Source organism: Acinetobacter sp. 12966 (assembly GCF_031196995.1).
Lineage (GTDB): Bacteria > Pseudomonadota > Gammaproteobacteria > Pseudomonadales > Moraxellaceae > Acinetobacter > Acinetobacter geminorum.
Genome location: NZ_JAVIMC010000006.1, coordinates 204,773 through 220,576 on the forward strand (window position 1 = coordinate 204,773; position 15,804 = coordinate 220,576).

Genomic DNA, 15,804 nt, shown 5'->3' on the forward strand with positions numbered 1-15,804 from the left:
GGCCTTTTAGACCGTAGCTAAGGCCTTGGTGACTTCCACACTTTTGGAAAGTCGGAGAACGGACATGCCACGTATTCCTGTAATCAATACTAGCCATCTTGACCGTATTGATGAATTACTTGTCGATAACATCGATACAGGTGAATTTAAACTTCATCGCTCAGTGTTTACTGACGAATCTCTTTTTGACCTCGAAATGAAATATATCTTCGAAGGCAATTGGGTTTACTTAGCACACGAAAGCCAAATTCCAAACAATAATGACTACTACACTACTCATATTGGTCGTCAGCCTGTCATTATTGCACGTAACCGTAACGGCGAACTCAATGCCATGATCAATGCGTGTTCACACCGCGGAGCACAACTTTGCCGTTACAAGCGTGGTAATAAAGCAACGTATACATGCCCTTTCCACGGCTGGACTTTTAACAACTCAGGTAAATTGCTTAAGGTTAAAGATCCAAGTGAAGCAGGTTATTCTGACTGTTTTAACCAAGATGGTTCACACGACCTTAAAAAAGTAGCACGTTTTGAGAGTTACAAAGGTTTCTTATTTGGTAGCTTAAATCCCGATGTTCCTTCACTTGAAGAATTCTTGGGTGAAACCACCAAAATCATCGATATGATTGTTGACCAGTCTGAACATGGTTTAGAAGTTTTACGTGGTTCATCTACATATACCTACGAAGGTAACTGGAAACTCACTGCTGAAAATGGTGCCGATGGTTATCACGTTTCTGCTGTTCACTGGAACTATGCAGCAACAACTCAACACCGTAAAGAAACTCAAGCTGCAGATAACATTCGTGCCATGAGTGCAGGTTCTTGGGGTAAACAAGGCGGTGGCTCGTATGGCTTTGAAAATGGCCACATGTTGCTTTGGACACAATGGGCAAACCCAGAAGACCGTCCAAACTTCCCGAAAGCAGACGAATACACCGAAAAATACGGCGAAGCCATGTCGAAATGGATGATTGAGCGTTCACGTAATCTTTGTCTCTATCCAAATGTTTATTTGATGGATCAGTTTGGTTCGCAAATTCGTGTACTTCGCCCACTTTCGGTTAATAGAACCGAGGTCACCATTTATTGTATCGCGCCTAAAGGTGAAGCGCCTGAAGCTCGTGCACGTCGTATACGTCAATATGAAGATTTCTTCAATGCTTCAGGCATGGCAACACCAGACGATTTAGAAGAATTCCGTGCTTGTCAGGCAGGCTACGCAGGTATTGCTCTTGAATGGAATGATATGTGTCGTGGTTCAAAACATTGGATTTATGGACCAGACGAAGCAGCGAACGAAATCGGTTTAAAACCCATGTTAAGTGGTATCAAAACTGAAGATGAAGGGCTTTATCTTGCCCAACATCAATATTGGTTGCAAACCATGAAACACGCGATTGCATCAGAGAAAGAAATTGCTGATCAGGGAGAAACAGCATGAGTGCTCAAGACAAAGCAACTTTAGAAAATATTGCTCAGTTTCTCTATCGTGAAGCTCGCTTTTTAGATGATGAACAATGGGATGAATGGATTGAATGCTATGCACCAGAAGCTTCATTCTGGATGCCAGCTTGGGATGATGACGATAGATTAACTGAAGATCCACAATCTGAAATTTCACTTATTTATTATCCAGACCGTCAAGGTTTAGAAGATCGTGTGTTCCGTATTAAAACTGAACGCTCATCGGCAACCATGCCAGACACACGCACAAGCCACAATATTGCCAATGTTGAAGTTGTTGAGCGCGATGGCGACAAAGTTACTGTTCGCTTTAACTGGAATACCTTGAGTTTCCGTTACAAGACAAATTATAGCTATTTCGGTATGTCACGTTATGTGATCGATTTTTCAGGTGATCAACCAAAAATCTTGAGCAAGTATGTCGTTTTGAAAAATGACTACATCAATCAAGTGATTGATATTTACCACCTTTAAGACATACCCCCTCAGCTAAGCGGACTGTTGGCTGAGGGTAAAAGTTTCAAATCTTTTGTAGGATACATGCCATGTCAAACCACAATATCGCACTTCAATTTGAAGATGGTGTTACACGTTTCATTAGCGTAGCTCAAGGCGAAACCCTATCTGACGCAGCCTATCGCCAAAAAATTAATATTCCTTTGGATTGCCGTGATGGTGCATGTGGAACTTGCCGCGCATTTTGCGAGTCCGGTAGTTATGACATGCCAGAAGAAACCTATATTGAAGACGCATTAACCCCTGAAGAAGCTGAGCAAGGCTATATTCTTGCTTGCCAATGTCGACCAACTTCAGACGCCGTATTTCAGATTCAAGCATCTTCAGATGTTTGCAAAACAGAAATTCATAGCTTCCAAGGTACTTTAGCCCGCGTTGAAAACTTATCAGACTCAACCATCACATTTGATATTCAACTTGATGATGGCCAACCGGATATTCATTTCCTTGCAGGCCAATACGTTAACGTTGCAATTCCAGAAACTGGCGAAACCCGTTCATATTCATTTAGCTCAAAACCGGGCAACCGCTTAACGGGATTTGTGGTCCGTAATGTACCAAATGGCAAGATGAGTGAATTCTTAAGCAAAAATGCTAAAGCTGGCGACAAAATGACATTTACCGGACCATTCGGTAGCTTCTATTTACGTAATGTAGCGCGTCCTGTACTGATGTTGGCAGGCGGTACTGGCATTGCCCCATTTATGTCGATGTTACAAGTGCTTGAAGAAAAAGGTTCAGAACAGCCTGTTCGTTTAGTCTTTGGTGTAACCAATGACTTTGATTTGGTTGCTCTAGAAAAACTCAATGAGTTGCAGGCAAAATTTCCATGGTTCGAATACCGCACTGTGGTCGCAAGCCCTGAGAGTAACCATGAACGCAAAGGCTATGTCACTGGTCATATTGAAAGTGAATGGTTAAACGGTGGCGACGTCGATGTTTATCTATGTGGCCCAGTACCAATGGTAGAAGCTGTACGCGACTGGTTAGAAACTGAAAATATCAAACCTGCTAATTTCTTGTTTGAAAAATTCTCTGCGAATTAACAGGTGGAGAAATTATCTATGTCAAACCGTCAAAGATTTACCGATAAGGTTGTGATTGTTACGGGTAGTGCCCAAGGTATTGGCCGTGGCGTGGCACTGCAAGTTGCAGCTGAAGGCGGCCAAGTCATCATGGCTGATCGCTCTGAATACGTTGAAGACGTTCTCAAAGAAATTCAGAGTACAGGTGGTGATGCTGTTACGATTAATGCTGATCTTGAAACCTATGCAGGCGCGCAAGCGATAGTTGCAAAAGCCATTGAACACTATGGTCGGGTAGATATCCTGATTAATAATGTGGGTGGCGCGATCTGGATGAAACCTTTTGAAGAGTTTTCCGAAGAAGAGATCATTAAGGAAGTGAATCGCTCATTGTTTCCAACTTTATGGTGCTGCCGCGCTGTCTTGCCCGCCATGATTAAGCAACAATCGGGTGTTATTATAAATGTATCTTCAATTGCAACCCGTGGTATTAACCGTATTCCCTACTCGGCATCTAAAGGTGGTGTAAATGCTTTAACAGCATCTCTTGCTTTTGAACATGCTAAAGATGGGATCCGAGTCAATGCCGTTGCGACGGGTGGAACCGAAGCACCGCCTCGCAAAGTACCGCGTAACGCCAACCCGTTAAGTCAAAATGAAAAAGACTGGATGCAGCAAGTGGTTGATCAAACAATAGATCGAACATTTATAGGCCGTTATGGCACAATTCAAGAACAAGTCAATGCAATTTTATTTCTTGCATCAGACGAAGCATCATATATGACTGGCTCGGTTATTTCAGTCGGAGGTGGAGATCAGGGTTAACCCTGATCTTTTTGCATGATTGAGTAAATAACATGATTTGCATGGAGGCAATCACACATGGCAACCCTGTTAAAGACATTAAAAAATGACTGGTCCATATCAGCAACAGTTGCTGGCTTTCTTGCGGTTTTAATTTCTTACTCAGGCCCACTGATTATTTTTTTCCAAGCTGCTCAGCGTGCCCATGTATCCACCGACATGATGGTGTCATGGATTTGGGGAATCTCAATTGGTGCCGCCGTTTCAGGTATTTATCTTTCGATTAAATTTAAAACGCCTGTTATAACCGCATGGTCAGCACCGGGTACAGCCCTGTTAGTTACTCTATTTCCAAACGTTTCGTTGAATGAAGCGGTAGCCGCCTATATTACTTCTGCCATCGTTATTTTTTTAATTGGCGTTACAGGTTACTTCGACAAATTACTAAAATGGATTCCGCAAGACGTCGCTGCGGGCATGATGGCTGGTATTCTTTTTCAATTTGGTATTGGTCTATTTACCTCGTCCGACAGCATGCCTTTTATTGTCTTTAGCATGCTCATTGTCTTTTTAATTGCCAAACGATTAATGCCACGCTATACCATGATTTGGGTATTAGCTGCCGGAGTTTTATTAAGCCTCATTTTAGGAAAAATGAACCCTGTTGATGTGAGTTTTAGTTTAGCGATTCCGCAGTGGATTAGCCCAGAGTGGACATGGAACTCAACACTGAACCTCGCTGTTCCTCTCATTTTAGTCAGCTTAACTGGTCAATTTTTACCAGGTATGGCAATTATGAAACTCAGCGGTTACGACACCCCAGCCAAACCCATTATTACTGTCACCAGTATTGCTTCTTTAGCTGTTGCTTGCGTAGGTGGTATTACCATTGTGCTTGCCTCAATTACCGCGGCTTTATGTATGGGTAAAGACGCTCATGAACTTAAAGAAAAACGATATATTGCGGGTATCGCTAATGGAATTTTTTATATTTTAGGAGGCTTATTTGCTGGCAGTATTGTCATGCTATTTAGCTTACTTCCTAAAGAGTTGGTTGCAGCACTGGCAGGTTTAGCCTTGCTTGGAGCGATTGCCACCAATATTTCTGTTGCTATGAGAAATGATAGTCAACGCGATGCTGCACTTATTACCTTTTTAGCTACTGCATCAGGCATGCATTTCCTTGGATTAAGCTCAGTCTTTTGGGGTATTTGTATTGGTGTAATCGCCCATTTCATTCTCACACCACGCTCAACTCCAGCCACAAATTAAATTTTTTATCTAAGCACCCACCACTAAAATAAAGCCTCAATCGCCACATCAGGATGCAAATAATTTGCTAATTCTGATTTGGCGATTTTTTATTTAATATAAATTAAATTTCATTTTTAAGATCAATTTCTACAATAATTAAATAATAGACTTTAGTATTTTATTTTTATATTTTTGCTTCAACTCATAATATAAATTTAAAGATACTTTTAAGCGTGATTCTCCTCAATGAAATCTATAAAAAAGCACCTATAAAATCCTTAAAATTCTCACTATACAATATTTAACTCTATTTTAAACGCAATAAAAAACACCCATAAAGAAAATAAAATAAATTATATTTTTCAAATACCTATATTAATTTAAGCACAATACCTTAAAGACATAAAGATATATCAATTAGGTTTTTGACTCTAATCCAATAACAAAATAGTTTATTTAAAAATAACGCGATGCTTCACAAATTGGAGGTGAAGAAAATGGATACGAGCAAGGTTAATATTAATGAGTTAATTGATAAAGCCAGTTTTACATCTTTTCATTGGAAAGTTTTAATCTGGTGCTTACTTATTATTATTTTTGATGGATATGATTTAGTTATTTATGGAGTTGCTCTTCCGCTGTTAATGCAGCAATGGTCTTTAACTGCTGTTGAAGCTGGTTTACTCGCCAGTGCAGCGCTATTTGGGATGATGTTCGGTGCCATGATTTTCGGCACACTTTCAGACAAACTGGGACGTAAAAAGACCATCCTGATTTGTGTCACCTTATTTAGCGGATTTACCTTTATAGGTGCTTTTGCCAAAGGACCAACTGAGTTTGCTATTTTACGCTTTATTGCAGGTCTTGGGATTGGTGGCGTTATGCCAAACGTCGTCGCGCTTATGACTGAATACGCACCAAAAAAAATCCGCAGTACATTAGTCGCAATCATGTTTAGTGGTTACGCAATTGGCGGCATGACATCTGCTCTACTCGGTGCATGGCTCGTTAAGGATATGGGCTGGCAAATCATGTTTTTACTTGCAGGTATTCCACTGCTATTACTCCCGCTGATCTGGAAATTTCTGCCTGAGTCTCTCGCCTTTTTAGTGAAATCTAATCAGAGTGAACAGGCTAAAAGTATTGTCAGCAAAATTGCACCTCAAACTCAGGTAAACGCCAATACTCAATTGGTATTAAATGAGAGCACCACAACAGATGCACCTGTCCGTGCGCTTTTCCAACAGGGTCGTACCTTCAGCACATTTATGTTCTGGATTGCTTTCTTTATGTGCTTACTCATGGTGTATGCCTTAGGAAGCTGGTTACCTAAACTCATGCTGCAAGCGGGCTACTCATTAGGTGCGAGCATGTTATTCCTGTTTGCACTCAATATTGGCGGTATGGTCGGTGCAATTGGTGGTGGTGCTTTAGCAGATAGATTCCATTTAAAACCTGTTATTACCATTATGTTTATTGTGGGATCAGCAGCTTTAATTCTGCTTGGCATTAATAGTCCACAATTTATTTTATATAGCCTGATTGCGATTGCTGGCGCTGCCACCATTGGTTCACAAATCTTACTCTACACGTTTGTTGCACAGTTCTACCCGACAGCACTTCGTTCAACTGGCATGGGCTGGGCATCTGGAATTGGTCGTATCGGCGCGATTATTGGACCAGTTTTAACTGGAGCTCTGCTCACATTTGAGCTTCCTCACCAAATGAATTTCTTAGCAATTGCGATTCCGGGTGTGATTGCTGCACTTGCAATATTTATGGTCAATCTTAAAGCCTCTGTTGCCGCACAAACGCCATCAACTTTTAACCCTCAAAACACGCTTACCCAGCAGTAAACATACATGCGCCTAGGACTGGCGCATAGATTTTGGAAATGGATTATGGAATTATTACATCGCTTTAAGCCACATGCTTTAACCTTTGCAACCTTAGTATTGATGTGTGGCAATTCATTCGCTGCAAATCCAAATCAGCAGGCTGAAGATGAATGGAAATTCACGCTAAAGAATGCCTATATCAATCGTAATTTTGATAATGATGCACTCAAAGACACTGGTAGTTGGTCTCAGGCAGCATCGCTATTTTATAAATCGAAAATGCATGACACTCCGCTGCAAATTGCAGACAAGCCCATTACGATTGGAGCTGATGCTTCTGTTCAATACGCCGTGCGCTTAAGTTCAGATAAACATGTTACGGACACAGTTTTGCCTTTTAATAAAGAGACACAATCACAAGCATCCGACTTTTTAAAATACGGCGCCACTTTAAAACTGGGTTATGACAAAACTCTTTTAAGTGTCGGTGAGCTTTGGTTAGACTTGCCTGTAACCGCTGTGGATGCCAGTCGTCAGTTGCTTGCTTCATATTGGGGAACCAATCTTAAGTCGCAACTTTCAGATCAGCTTTATGCAGAAATTGGCCGAGTGGAAAAAGTCTCTCCACGAAATGAAGAAGACTTTAAAAAGTTTTCTTTCACGGCAAATGGAATGACTAAAGAATCTGATGGCTTAAATTACATAGATCTGCGCTATCAATTTACGCCGTCACTCAAGGGTGAATATTACTTCGGTAATTTAGAAGACCTCTACAACAAACACTATGTAGGGTTTGAGCATAATTGGAAACAACCTAATTTCGCTCTTACGTCTAAGTTTAAGTACTTTAATGCAAAAGATGATGGCAACACTTTTGATATTGATGCGCAAAACATCGGGGTGCTAGAAACGCTCAAAGTAAAAAACCATACCTTTGGCTTGGGGTACCAGCAGATTATCGGTGAGTCGGCTTATCCATTACCGGATGGTTTCTTACCGGAAACCTATTTCATTAACTGGAACGCTACTGGTTTCTTTAAAGAAGACGAAAAGTCTTATCATGTAATGTATGGCTACGACTTTAAAGATTATGTTCCGGGCTTAAACGCAATGGTGAAATATGTCTATGGCCATGATTTTAAAGCAGCCAATGGTGAGAAAAACCACGAAACCGAGTCAAATGTGATTTTAAATTATGCGTTTCAGCAGTCATTCTTAAAAGGCGTCGCCCTGCAATACATTCGCATTGATTACAATGTAAAACATGGCAATGACTTTGGTGAAGACCGCTTGTTTGTAAACTACACCAAAAAGTTTTAATCATTTTTGATTCAATCTAAGCGGGCTAATTTTAGTCCGCTTTATTATTTTCGACCCATAAAAAAACGCTCTTACGAGCGTTTTTAATTAATCTAGTAACTTAAGCAACGTGCTTTTGAACAACAATCGAACCTACTGAATAACCAGCACCGAAAGATGAAATCACGCCATATTCGCCATCATCCACTTCGTGGCCTGTACGGTGTAAAGCAATAATCACACCTGCTGAAGAGGTATTCGCAAACTCATCTAGAATAATTGGTGCACGGCTTAAATCTGCCTCTTTACCAGCCACATATTTCAAGATTAGTTCATTCATATTGGCATTGGCTTGGTGTAACCAGAAACGCTTAATATCATTTGCAGTTAACTGCATTTTTTCTAACTGTGCATTAATGATTTTTGCCACCAATGGACAAACATCTTTAAATACCTTGCGGCCATCTTGACGGAATAACTTGTCATCAACGACCGCATCTTCGCTACGGTTTAAGAAACCAAAGTTATTGCGAATGTTGTTTGAAAATTGAGTAAATAAATGAATATCTAAAATTTCAAAACCAGTTTTAGTAGTGGTTTCTTCAATAATAGAAGCCGTTGCAACATCACCAAAAATGAAGTGGCAATCACGGTTACGGTAATCCAGATGACCCGATGTAATCTCGACATTTACCAATAAAACACGGCGAGCACCCGAGCGAATTGCATCTGCCGCTTGTTTCAAACCAAAAGTAGCAGCTGAACATGCAACGTTCATGTCGTAGGCATAACCTTGAATGCCAAGTGCCGATTGAATTTCAATCGCTACAGCTGGATAAGCACGCTGCATGTTTGAACATGCCAAAATCACAACATCGATATCTTCAGCAGTTACGCCTGCATTTTCCATTGCTTGTTTCGCAGCAATCACACCCCACTCTGCTTGAAGTGAAAGTTCATCATTTGAACGTTCAGACAAACGAGGACGTAAACGTGTTGGATCAAGGATACCTGATTTCTCAATCACGTAACGGCGCTTAATACCAGACGCTTTTTCAATAAATTCAGCACTAGAACCACGTAACTCTTCTAGCTCACCTGCTGCAATTTTCTCTGCATTCTCTTGGTTATATTGTTCCACATAAGCATTTAAACTGTCGGCCAGTTCTTCATTAGAAATGATTTCTGTTGGGTGAAATAACCCAGTACCTGTGATACGAATGCCCATGTAAAACTCCTAAAAAAATGAATAGGGTCTGTTAATCTTTCATTTATAAATTGCGTTGTAGGCTAAACAACAGCATAAACAGACCCCGATCTATCTTAACTGATTCCCAAACGATCCCATAACTTTTGCAGTCGAGTTGGCGAAATAGGCATCTTGGTTTTCATCGGCTGAGAAAATAAAGAAATGCGAAATTCTTCCAACATCAAATACAATTCTTTGATTTTTGGATCGTTTTTGAATTTAAACACCTTGTCCATCCATGGATCGACATCGTCAATTGCAGCATGATCTCGCTGTAGATTATTTGGCAATCGATCTAAACGCAATAGCAGTGCTTTTAAATAACGCGGGTATTCCTGCCAAAGATCGACTGGTTGACAGTAAACAAAATTACTCAGTGACATGAGATCTAACTGGTCTTCAATATCATCAATACTGCGTCCAAACACGCCTGAATCAAGTACTAAAAGCTGACGACGGATTTGCTGCCACTGAATATAAATATCACTTAATTGCTCAAGTGCTTGCTGACCATAACTCAAAAATTGCTTTTTGACCTGATCTAGCAGCTTATTAAATTCATCAGCGTTAATTGGCAAAGTCGTAATTGCCATCTGCAACGTTGCATAGACCAACATCTGCTCAAGCTTAGCTTTATCGCCCAAAGGTGAATAAGCCAACGCGAGCGGTTTTGAAATCTGCTTTTTCAACTGACGAACTAAATCACCAAGTTGCATATGGACTAGACGAATAATTCCTTCACGATGCTGTTTAATCGCCTCAGCTTGATCGTTAAACGTTTGAATAACAATGCCTGACTCATCTTTAGCTTCGAGGTCAGCAAAAGCCTTGGTCGGAACTAAAGCCTGATATTGTTTAACTACAACGCCCGTGACTTTATGAGAGGCCTCAAAAGTAAAGTTTTCAGGAAAGTTTTTAAACTCACCTTTTTGCTGTTTAACTGGACGATGTGTTTCTACGCGGCAACGTGCTTTTAACTCAGGTAAATCACGCCCTTTCGCAATCAGCTTACCTTTTTCATCAATCACTTTAATGAAAGGTACCAAATATGGATCAATACGTTCAAACGAGAAATCTTTTTCAGTAATTTGCTCACCACGCAAGGCAAAAGCTAAATAACTAAAAATATGTTCACGTAAATGTACCGCATCAACCCCTTGCATGAGCTTACGAGCTGTATCAGGAATTGGCACCACATTACGACGCTTGTCTTTAGGTAAAGCTTTGAGTAAAGCCTCAATTAAATCTTGTCGCCAACCCGGAATTCCCCATGACCATATATTTTCATCAACTTGAGGCAGCGCCTGTACAGGAATTTGAACAGTGGCACCATCTTCGTCGTGGCTCGGGTCAAAATGATATGTCGTTGCTAAACGTAGCTGACCATTGTGCAAATGATCTGGAAATTGCTGAGTTGTTGGTCGGTCATTGAGCCAGAGCGCATCATCGTCAATAAATAAATAACGAGGATTATTTGCTTCTACTGTCGCACGCCAGTCTTCAAAGCTACGACGGCTCGCAATTTCTTCAGGAATCTTAGATGCATAAAACTGATAAATTGTTTCTTCATCCACCACCAAATCACGACGACGCAATTTATCTTCAACTCGCTCTACTTCTTCAAGTTTAAGTAAGTTGTGTTTTAAAAATGGTGGAACTGTACCCAAGTTACCCGTAGTTAATGCATCGCGTAAGAAAATCTCATGAGCAGCAGGTTGGTCAACTTTCTCAAAATTAATTAACCGTTTTGGCTCAATAATTAAACCAAATAAAGAAATTTGCGCATACGCATTGACGATTCCCGCTTTCTTAGACCAATGTGGCTCGAAATAGTGATATTTCAATAAGTCACGTGCAGCAAGCAAAATCCATTCAGGGTCAATTTTGGCTAAAGTACGTAAGTACACTTGAGAAGTTTCGACCATCTCAAAAGCCATCACCCAAGAGGTATTGGTTTTATGCAAAGTACTCGCAGGGAAAACTTTAGCCTTTTGCTGACGCACTGCCATAAAGGTATTTCGTTCATCAGTTTTATTGGCAATGAAGGATAATAAACCTGTTAGCAACGCACGGTGCAAGTTTTCATAATTCGCAGATTTTTCATTAAAGCTCAGTTTTAAACCTTCGGCTAACTCAACCAATTGCTGATGTGTCTGTTTCCATTCACGCAAACGCAACCAGCTTAAGAAATGCTGCTTGGCAAATTGACGGCGTTTATTTTCAGACATGCCTGCTTCGCCTTTAGGATTTAAAGTCTCCCAAAGTTTTAAATAAAACAGAAAATCTGAATCCGCTTCTTTGAATAATGCATGCTTTTGGTCAGCTTGCATTTGTTTATCAGCTGGGCGCTCACGCGGGTCCTGAACAGCTAAAGCACTTACTACAATTAAGATTTCTTTGAGTACGCCAAAATGAGCACCGCCCACGATCATACGCGCGAGTCGCGGGTCAATTGGCATACGTGCCATCATTTGCCCAACTTTGGTCAGCTCATTTTTCTTCTCGTTAAGTGCGCCTAACTCAATCAGCAACTTACGCCCATCATTAACTAGGCGGAAATCTGGCGGCTCAATAAAATCGAAGTTTTCTAACTCACCTAACCCTAAGCTCTGCATTTGCAAAATAACAGATGCTAAGTTGGTTCGTTTAATTTCAGGTTCGGTAAATTCAGGACGACTTAAAAAGTCTTCTTCGCTATATAAACGGATACACACACCCGGAGCAATACGACCACAACGCCCTTTACGCTGATTGGCCGCAGCCTGAGAAATTGCTTCAATTGGTAAGCGTTGTACACGAGAACGGTAGTTATAACGCGATATACGAGCAAAACCGCTATCAATTACATAGCGAATATTTGGAACCGTAAGTGCAGTTTCGGCCACGTTCGTCGCAATAATAATACGACGACCTTTACCACCCGGACTAAAAATCTTTTGTTGTTCAGAAACAGCTAAACGCGCATACAACGGTAAAATTTCGGTATGTCTAGGCCCATACTTTTGTAAGGTTTCCTGCAACTCACGAATTTCTTGTTCTGTGCTTGAGAAAATTAAAATATCGGCATGTTCTGGATGACCTTTTGCTTCTGCGTCAGCAAAGCATTCTTCTACGGCCTGTACAACTGCACGAGGAAGGTTTTCTTCAAAATCATCAAACTCATCGTCATCACTGCCACCAATATTCATTTCTGAAATTGGGCGATAAAGTACTTCGACAGGATAACTACGCCCTTCTACTTCAAAAATAGGTGCGTCATTAAAGTAATTACTAAAGCGATTTACATCTAAAGTTGCCGAAGTCACGATAACTTTTAGATCTGGACGTTTTGGCAGTAACTGCTTTAAATAGCCCATAATAAAATCGATATTGAGTGAGCGTTCATGTGCTTCATCAATAATGATCGTGTCATATTTAGACAAATAACGGTCATTACCTAACTCGGCAAGCAAAATACCATCGGTCATTAACCTTACGATAGAGTCCTGCGAACCTTGTTCATTAAAACGGATTTTGAAACCAATCGATTCGCCAAGCTTTTCGCCGACTTCTTCTGCAATACGCTGAGAAACACTACGTGCAGCTAAACGACGTGGCTGGGTATGACCAATCATTCCCGTTAAACCACGGCCCGCTAGCATTGCAATCTGAGGAAGCTGGGTGGTTTTACCTGAACCCGTCTCACCTGCCACAATAATCACCTGATACTTTTGAATCGCATCAATTAAACGGTCTGCATATTGGGAAACAGGTAAATCCTGATTCAGTTTGATTTTAGGGAGACGTTCAAATCGCTGCCTTACTTTGGCATTAGATTGTTCAAATAATTTTTCAATCTCTGCTGTATTGGCTTTTTTATCTTTACGCAAACGATTTAAACGGTAACGATCTCTTGCCATCACCCACTGATCAATATTTAAATCATTCTGCACAGACAAATTTTCCTGAAAATACAACAATCCTCTATTTTACGCTCTAATGACCATAAGGTAAAACAGTTGGTTTTTTATATATTTTTAATTTTTTAAAATTTTGCCCTTGAATTTTGATTCACTAGACTTCATGTTGTTAGGCAAGTTTCTTTTACGATAACTGTCATTTGATTTACATGTTTTTGCAGTCAAATCGAATACAGTGTGTGGGGACTTAAAAATCGTAAATTTATCACTTATTCGATTTTCCGATTTTAGTCATGTAAAAATACTATTTCCCCAATAAAGAATTTTTATTTATTCTACATCTCGTAAACAAGTTTAAATATAAACCTCAATCATGGAGACAATGATGAGCTTGATTAATACTGAAGTTAAACCATTCCAAGCAACTGCTTACCACAACGGCCAATTTGTTGAAGTTAACGAAACTAACCTTAAAGGTAAATGGTCTGTTGTATTCTTCTATCCAGCTGACTTCACTTTCGTTTGTCCAACTGAACTTGGTGACTTAGCTGACAACTACGCTGAATTCCAAAAACTTGGTGTTGAAATTTATGCTGTATCTACTGATACACACTTCACTCACAAAGCTTGGCACGACACTTCTGAAGAAATCAAAAAAATCCAATACCCATTAGTTGGTGACCCAACTTGGACTCTTTCTAAAAACTTCGACGTTCTTATCGAATCTGAAGGTTTAGCTGACCGTGGTACTTTCGTTATCGATCCAGAAGGTAAAATCCAAATCGTTGAACTCAACGCTGGTGGTATCGGCCGTGACGCATCTGAACTTCTTCGTAAAGTAAAAGCTGCTCAATATGTACACGCTCACCCAGGTGAAGTTTGCCCAGCTAAATGGAAAGAAGGCGAAGCAACTCTTGCTCCATCTATCGACCTAGTTGGTAAGATCTAATCTCTTATTAGATTTTAAAAACTCAAAGAACCATCCTTCATCGGATGGTTCTTTTGTTTTGAATAAGCACATCACATTTTCTACTGATACTTTTACAATTATGCCCTTCCCCATTACATGAAGTTTGAGTAATGTCGAATAAATAACCGATGTTTTTTGAGCTTAAGTAATATGAAATAAAAGGGGAAAAATTTATGGCGAATACTGTGGCAGTCACTTCATGGAAATACAATGCGACTTCACGTCATCTAAAAATATTTTATAGCGATGGTTCGGGCGAACTTTATCATCCTGTACCAGAATTTATTTATGACAACTTATTACGATCAACAGACAAAGCTGCTTTTGTACATAAATATTTAGAATTCGACTTACACTTTACTCGCCTATCTTTAGTGAATGCTTCATAACATAATGAAATAAGGCCTGCGTTGAACAGGCCTTTATGAATGAATAAATCATATTTTCAAATGGCTTATCTTGCCACCACAATACATAGACCAGCGCCTACGGGCAAAATACTGCTCATAAAATTTTCATCTTTTTTAATTAAAGCTAAGAATGAACTGACTTCAGCCGCATGTGAAATAACCTTATCAATAATGAGTACGCCACCTTTTGGCTTCATCAGCCGTTTTAAATCTAGCCAATAATTCTCATAAGCAGGACGCTCAGCATCTAACAAAATAAAATCGAAAGTTTCCTGAGCTTCTTTTAAATAATCGGCTGCATCTCCTACCCAGAAATCAACCAATTCATCTAATGTCAGTTCAGTCACATGGCGTTTCGCTTCATTACTACGATTGGCATCAATTTCAAGCGTGGTTACTTTTCCGTGAGTGGCTTGAGCAGCCTCAGCAAGCCATAAAGTAGAATAACCTGTTGAGGTCCCGATTTCTAAAATTGATTTGGTTTGCTGCATCCGAATAAATTGCGATAGTAATTTTGCAGACTCCGCCTCAATATTACGATACCGCAGCAAACGATCTGTTTGCTGAGCATCGTGTCGTTTAAAGGAGTCATATAAATCGGCAACTCTTTGTAAGAAAAAAGTATTTGGCATATATTCACCCTTTAAAATCGTTATTTTATATAAAAGTCGTTTGAATTAAGTGCTTTGAATTAACTTGAAACGCGGCACGATACTTCCATCAGCCATTTGAACCGTTTCAGTAAACATATCTAGCGGACGTACCCAAGTTGAATAGTCACCATAAAGACACTGATAAACGACTAACTCTTCTTCAGTCTCACTGTGTTTTGCCACAGAAAAAACTTGATAGAGATTACCTTTATAATGCTGATAAATGCCGCGTTGCAATGACATGAAAGTACCTTTTAATGTTATGACATAAAATCTTTACAGCCATATAACATATATAAATTTTTAAATACTTTCATTTTAAAACACCACAAAACATAAAAAAGAATATTTTAGAGATAAATTATTGATCTTAATTATTAATAGCCCCAATAATTCAAAAAACCGATCAAATATATA

The 15,804-nt window shown here is 39.8% G+C and carries 12 protein-coding genes and 1 pseudogene; 9 read left to right on the forward strand and 4 right to left on the reverse strand.

Features of this window, described 5'->3' with window-relative positions; genetic code table 11:
* The first annotated feature begins 64 nt into the window (after nt 1-64).
* The 7 genes and pseudogenes from benA to RFW85_RS01155 all read left to right on the forward strand — a co-directional run bounded on the left by benA (nt 65) and on the right by RFW85_RS01155 (nt 8,227).
* A complete protein-coding gene (gene benA / locus RFW85_RS01125) occupies nt 65-1,447 on the forward strand; it encodes a benzoate 1,2-dioxygenase large subunit (protein ID WP_170247906.1) in 1,383 nt (460 codons plus the stop codon).
* Nucleotides 1,444-1,963, forward strand: a pseudogene (gene benB / locus RFW85_RS01130) (benzoate 1,2-dioxygenase small subunit). The gene benA and the pseudogene benB overlap by 4 nt, the downstream one beginning before the upstream one ends.
* Before the next feature lie 52 nt (nt 1,964-2,015).
* Nucleotides 2,016-3,032, forward strand: coding sequence for a benzoate 1,2-dioxygenase electron transfer component BenC (gene benC / locus RFW85_RS01135; protein WP_309171066.1), 1,017 nt, complete (start codon nt 2,016-2,018; stop codon nt 3,030-3,032).
* Nucleotides 3,033-3,050: 18 nt separating this feature from the next.
* Entirely contained in the window at nt 3,051-3,836 is a 786-nt protein-coding gene (locus RFW85_RS01140) for a 1,6-dihydroxycyclohexa-2,4-diene-1-carboxylate dehydrogenase (RefSeq protein WP_309171067.1), read from the forward strand.
* A gap of 57 nt (nt 3,837-3,893) precedes the next feature.
* A complete protein-coding gene (benE, locus tag RFW85_RS01145) occupies nt 3,894-5,087 on the forward strand; it encodes a benzoate/H(+) symporter BenE (RefSeq protein WP_309171068.1) in 1,194 nt (397 codons plus the stop codon).
* Between the two features lie 479 nt (nt 5,088-5,566).
* Nucleotides 5,567-6,925 carry an aromatic acid/H+ symport family MFS transporter gene (locus tag RFW85_RS01150; RefSeq protein WP_309171069.1) on the forward strand — a complete coding sequence of 453 codons (1,359 nt, stop codon included), beginning with the start codon at nt 5,567-5,569 and terminating at the stop codon, nt 6,923-6,925.
* Between the two features lie 45 nt (nt 6,926-6,970).
* Entirely contained in the window at nt 6,971-8,227 is a 1,257-nt protein-coding gene (locus RFW85_RS01155) for an OprD family outer membrane porin (protein WP_309171070.1), read from the forward strand.
* A 100-nt stretch (nt 8,228-8,327) separates the two neighbouring features.
* Here RFW85_RS01155 and RFW85_RS01160 read toward each other — a convergent pair whose 3' ends face one another.
* Both RFW85_RS01160 and hrpA read right to left on the reverse strand, forming a co-directional pair.
* Nucleotides 8,328-9,434, reverse strand: coding sequence for a beta-ketoacyl-ACP synthase III (locus RFW85_RS01160; RefSeq protein ID WP_031947810.1), 1,107 nt, complete (start codon nt 9,432-9,434; stop codon nt 8,328-8,330).
* 95 nt (nt 9,435-9,529) lie between these two features.
* The gene (gene hrpA, locus RFW85_RS01165) at nt 9,530-13,387 is read right to left on the reverse strand and encodes an ATP-dependent RNA helicase HrpA (protein WP_170247912.1); all 3,858 of its coding nucleotides are present in this window, start codon (nt 13,385-13,387) and stop codon (nt 9,530-9,532) included.
* A gap of 352 nt (nt 13,388-13,739) precedes the next feature.
* Between hrpA and ahpC the strand changes: the two genes are divergently transcribed.
* Both ahpC and RFW85_RS01175 read left to right on the forward strand, forming a co-directional pair.
* Complete coding sequence (gene ahpC, locus RFW85_RS01170) at nt 13,740-14,303, forward strand: alkyl hydroperoxide reductase subunit C (RefSeq protein WP_003652649.1); 564 nt, start codon at nt 13,740-13,742, stop codon at nt 14,301-14,303.
* 194 nt (nt 14,304-14,497) lie between these two features.
* Entirely contained in the window at nt 14,498-14,713 is a 216-nt protein-coding gene (locus tag RFW85_RS01175; RefSeq protein WP_005070287.1) for a KTSC domain-containing protein, read from the forward strand.
* Between the two features lie 65 nt (nt 14,714-14,778).
* Here RFW85_RS01175 and RFW85_RS01180 read toward each other — a convergent pair whose 3' ends face one another.
* Together RFW85_RS01180 and RFW85_RS01185 are read right to left on the reverse strand one after the other, a co-directional pair.
* Nucleotides 14,779-15,366, reverse strand: a complete 588-nt coding sequence (locus RFW85_RS01180) for an O-methyltransferase (protein ID WP_170247913.1) — start codon at nt 15,364-15,366, stop codon at nt 14,779-14,781.
* A gap of 45 nt (nt 15,367-15,411) precedes the next feature.
* Nucleotides 15,412-15,630, reverse strand: coding sequence for a DUF1653 domain-containing protein (locus RFW85_RS01185; protein ID WP_004702746.1), 219 nt, complete (start codon nt 15,628-15,630; stop codon nt 15,412-15,414).
* Nucleotides 15,631-15,804: the final 174 nt, after the last annotated feature.

Bases quoted from the DNA above. Each gene is read 5' to 3' on its own strand.
- benA (WP_170247906.1), top strand. From the start codon at position 65: ATGCCACGTATTCCTGTAATCAATACTAGCCATCTTGACCGTATTGAT.
- benC (WP_309171066.1), top strand. From the start codon at position 2,016: ATGTCAAACCACAATATCGCACTTCAATTTGAAGATGGTGTTACACGT.
- RFW85_RS01140 (WP_309171067.1), top strand. From the start codon at position 3,051: ATGTCAAACCGTCAAAGATTTACCGATAAGGTTGTGATTGTTACGGGT.
- benE (WP_309171068.1), top strand. From the start codon at position 3,894: ATGGCAACCCTGTTAAAGACATTAAAAAATGACTGGTCCATATCAGCA.
- RFW85_RS01150 (WP_309171069.1), top strand. From the start codon at position 5,567: ATGGATACGAGCAAGGTTAATATTAATGAGTTAATTGATAAAGCCAGT.
- RFW85_RS01155 (WP_309171070.1), top strand. From the start codon at position 6,971: ATGGAATTATTACATCGCTTTAAGCCACATGCTTTAACCTTTGCAACC.
- RFW85_RS01160 (WP_031947810.1), bottom strand. From the start codon at position 9,434: ATGGGCATTCGTATCACAGGTACTGGGTTATTTCACCCAACAGAAATC.
- ahpC (WP_003652649.1), top strand. From the start codon at position 13,740: ATGAGCTTGATTAATACTGAAGTTAAACCATTCCAAGCAACTGCTTAC.
- RFW85_RS01175 (WP_005070287.1), top strand. From the start codon at position 14,498: ATGGCGAATACTGTGGCAGTCACTTCATGGAAATACAATGCGACTTCA.
- RFW85_RS01180 (WP_170247913.1), bottom strand. From the start codon at position 15,366: ATGCCAAATACTTTTTTCTTACAAAGAGTTGCCGATTTATATGACTCC.
- RFW85_RS01185 (WP_004702746.1), bottom strand. From the start codon at position 15,630: ATGTCATTGCAACGCGGCATTTATCAGCATTATAAAGGTAATCTCTAT.